The sequence below is a fragment of the Anaeromonas gelatinilytica genome, assembly GCF_016820635.1.
Taxonomy (GTDB): domain Bacteria; phylum Bacillota; class Clostridia; order Tissierellales; family SIT17; genus Anaeromonas; species Anaeromonas gelatinilytica.
In genome coordinates, this window is record NZ_WSFU01000044.1 from 1 (window position 1) to 4,354 (window position 4,354).

At 26.8% G+C, this 4,354-nt stretch carries 2 protein-coding genes; both read right to left on the reverse strand.

What is annotated here, in order from left to right; translation table 11 throughout:
* Positions 1–1,375 (reverse strand): condensation domain-containing protein (locus tag GOQ29_RS03435; protein ID WP_203371237.1); only part of this gene is annotated, 1,375 nt, incomplete at its 3' end.
* Between the two features lie 33 nt (positions 1,376–1,408).
* Positions 1,409–4,354 (reverse strand): condensation domain-containing protein (locus GOQ29_RS03440; RefSeq protein ID WP_203371238.1); only part of this gene is annotated, 2,946 nt, incomplete at its 5' end.

Here is a 4,354-nt window from a genome sequence, read left to right on the forward strand (position 1 = left end):
TTTCAAATATTTCCTTAATATTGAGGTCCTTATTATAATCTATTTCAACATCATTAAAGACTTCAGTAATTTCATTCCTTTCTTCGAAGGGTAATATATCTATATCAAATATAGCTAAATTTGATTTGTTATAATTAGCAAGTAATTTCTTTGCTATATATTTTAATCTATGATGCATTCTTTCAATATCGTCTTCATTAAATAAAGATATTCTATAATCATAATCTAAACTTAATGTTTTTTCACTTGCCCTATCACTTACGTGAACAGTCAATGGGATATTTTGATTATTACTATTTAACCATTGTATATCTTCTAAAACAGATGAGATCTCAGCATAATAGCTAGCATTTTGAAATGAATATCCTATTTCCAATAAATCCATATCCTCTTTTAATTCCCTATTAGCATAATTAAGAATATCATTATAAGAATAATCCGAATGTTTAAAAAGACTCATTTGCTGTCCTCTAATGTTGGAAAGAAATTCTTTAACATTCATGTCTTTATTTACATTAACTAATAGAGGCAATAAATGAACAAATTCTCCAAATATCTTTCTTTCCTTCTTCTTTCTACCTAAAAAGGCAACTCCCATAGAAACTGATTCCGAATGAGCTTCATAAGTTTTAAGTAAAATTAAAGAACTCAGAAATAAAACTGGTAATGTAACTCCACAATTTTTTGACTCTTTCATTATTAATTCACTTTCTTCTCGACTTAAAATAAAAGAGTTTCTTCTACTTAATAATTCATCAGTTGAAAAAATTTTAGGATATTGATTAATACCATTATAATTTTCCAAAGCCCTATTCCAATACCTTTTATTTCTTTCCATCCTAACTGAATTACTTTTTTCTTCTAAACTATTCTTAAGATAACTTTCAAAGGATTCATTTGAATCCTTCGAATCTTCCTTTCCAAGGAAATATTGGCATACTTTCCTTGAAAATATCTCTACTAATGACCAAGCATCAGATATGGAATGATGCATAAAAACTCCAAAAGCCATTTTTCCATTTGGTTTCTTAATTACATAGATATCATAAAGTTTCTCAGCCTTCTGAAAATAACATTTACTCATATGCTTATTTTTAAATTCTTCATATTCTCGTTCTCTATATGAAAAATCTAATTGAGGAAAATTTTCATATTGAAAATTTTCAAACCTTTGATACAAGATATTATCTTTTTCAAAATATCTTATTTGAAATGCATCTATACATCTAACTATATTGTTTAATACTTGATTTATCTCTTTATAAGAATATTGAAATTTAAAATCTGCAACAAATCCCAAAGTATTGATACTGGTATTTTCAAACATCTTCTCAATATCTATAATCTGCTTTTGTTTCTCTGTTAATCTATACATTTTTTACCTCACTCTCTAGGATCAAACTTCTACTTAACTGCTCATACTTTTCTTAACTGTTAAGCTGTCAATATCCCCATGGATTATTATTTCATTCATAGCATCTAAAATTTCTTCTTCTCTATTCCTAAATCCTGTTACTGTTACTATTACACCCTCATCTGCAAACTGACATCTTACACTTACCGGTACTTTAAAGCCCATAATTGACCCCATTATTTTTTTTATATTTGAATCTAATGTTCTTTCTGCTGTAATACCTGAATCATCACCATAACTAGTTACAGCATTTATACTAGGTATCCTTCTGCCTATAGTATTAAGTAATTTTTGCTGTTCTTTACTCAAATCCTTTGCACCTAAACATTTTTCAGGAGAATTAGCAAGAAGTTCACTAATTTTTGTATGTCTATTTATATCATTAACGTCCATTACAAAAAATTTAGGTTCTTGAAAAAGTCCTAAAGTTCTCCTATTATTTAAATTTCTGCCATGATGCAATATAATCACTGGTATCTTATTTACTGACTTCATATTAGGTTCTCGAGTAATTATAAATTCAAGTAATTTAAGCATAGTAGAAAGTTGGCCAGTCATCACTTTACCATTCACAATGTCTTCACTATATTTCTCCTTGAATACAGTCATCTTACTTCTGTTTTTATAAAATAATTCCATATTGTTAACAGCTTCAATAAATTCATTAAATTTTATATTTTTAAAATTATCTTCTGCACTAATATTCTCTACAATTTGAGAATACTCATGCAAATCTTCTCTTTTGCTATATAATTTAGAATCTTTTAATAATTGATTCAATCTTCGGTCAAAAATTGATGAGGATGTCATATCCCATAAAGCATGATGAATAAATATATAAACTACATATTTACTTTTAGATACTCTTATTATACAAATTTTATTAAGCAAAGGCCCTTTTAATAGATTACTTGTATCTAAACCTATCTTTTCAACCATAGCATATAGCTGATTTTCTCTTTGATTTCCATTATCACTATTCTCACTAATATCTATTATTGGAATCTTATGGTCCATTGATGGTTTATATTCAATTAATATATTCTCTTCCTTTAAATATTGAGTTCTTAGTACAGATTGTTCGGATACAATTCTTAAAATTGCCTTTCTAACTTCCTCAATTGTATATTCTCCTTGTATCTCAAAACGTCCACTAGAACCTCCTCCAATAGTATCATCTAAAAATATCTTCTGTGAAAAAGATGGTTCATATTTATATGTAAATTTTTCTTCCACTATCCCTTCACCATAATACTTTAATCCTTCAAAAAAAGCCTTATGAATATCTCTAATACTCTTCGTACCTGTATCTAAAAGCAATATATCTTCTTTTTCATATTTTAAACATTCTTTCGAAATTCTTATCAAAGCTTTTAAATAATATCTAGCAAATCTATTCATCATATTCTTAGAAAACTTTGATTCATCAAATTCTATATAAAAATTAAGCTTATTATTTTTATAAGAACTATAAAATGCTATTTTTTCATAAATATAATTATTTTTTAATATTTCTTGATCCTTAATATCCTGAGAATCATTAATTTTTAAATTTTTCTCCTCTAATTCTGTTTTGTCAAGACTATGAAACAAAACAGTAGATTGTAACTTTTCCTTTAAATGATTATGCTCTAAAGATAACCATCCATATCCAATACCATTATCAGGAATATAATCTAAGTCCCGTTTAACATCACATAATATCTCAATTTCATTTTCTCCATAAATTGATAGAACTATTGGATACTTAAATTCATAAATTCCAATTCCACCTAAATCATCTGAAACTTTATCCATATTTCTTCCCTTATCTACATAGGTAACAGATACACTTCTTTGTCCTGTAAGATTTTTAGTTGCAATAGCAAAAGCTCCTAATAAAACCTCATTAATTTTCATGCCTAATACACTTTCTGATAGATTTAATAATACTCTTGTTTCTTTTTCATTAATAGAAAACTTCATTCCATAAAAAGTATTTTTCTCATCATTCTTATCTGGCTCTAACTTACTACCTACTGCTCTCTTAGAAATTTGAAGCCAATAATCTAATTGAGCCAATACATTTTTATCATTCTTAATATTTTCTAAAGTTTTAATATAATTCAAATAAGAAATGTTTTCTTTCATATCTAAATTTTTTCTACCTTTACATAAAAGCTCATAATTTTTTCTGATTTCTTGTGCTACAATTTTCAGTGACCAGGAATCAATAACTACTTTATGCCCACAAAGAAAAAGGTAGTTCTTAATTCTAGTCTTTATAAGAATTGCTTTAAATAACAACCCTTGCATATTCATAAGAGATATTTGTACCCTCTTACACAAATTTATAATCTGTTCCTTAAGCTTATCTTCATCATCATATCTACATAAATCATATGTAGGAATTTCACAATTAAAATCATCTATGACTTTTAATTCCTCATCCCTATATTCAACTCTTAACATAGGATGAATCTTAACCACACTATCTAAAGCATCAATAATAACTTCATCGAATTCTTTAAATTCTAAAAGTAACATATGACATAAATTTCTCGAATCTTTTAAATTATTAGAAATAAATTCCTTCAAAAGAGGATTCATTGGAATCTTATCTATTTTCTCATATTTCTTATTAGCTTCTTTCTTATGTTTTTCATTCATTAAAAATTGTTCTAGTTCTATAACAGTGCCCTTTTTCATTAAATCTTTAATCGATATATTATAACCTTGATTTTTACAAAGTGTTGTAAACCTTATAGCCTTAATAGAATCCCCACCTATTTCAAAGAAATTATCCTTTATACCCACTCGCTTAACATCTAAAACTTCTTCAAATATATTACAAAGAATCTTTTCAACTTCAGTAGTTGGAGCTACATATTCATCTTCTCTTACATATTCAATTTCAGGTAAAGCCTTTTTATCTATTTTCCCATTTGTGGTTAATGGTAT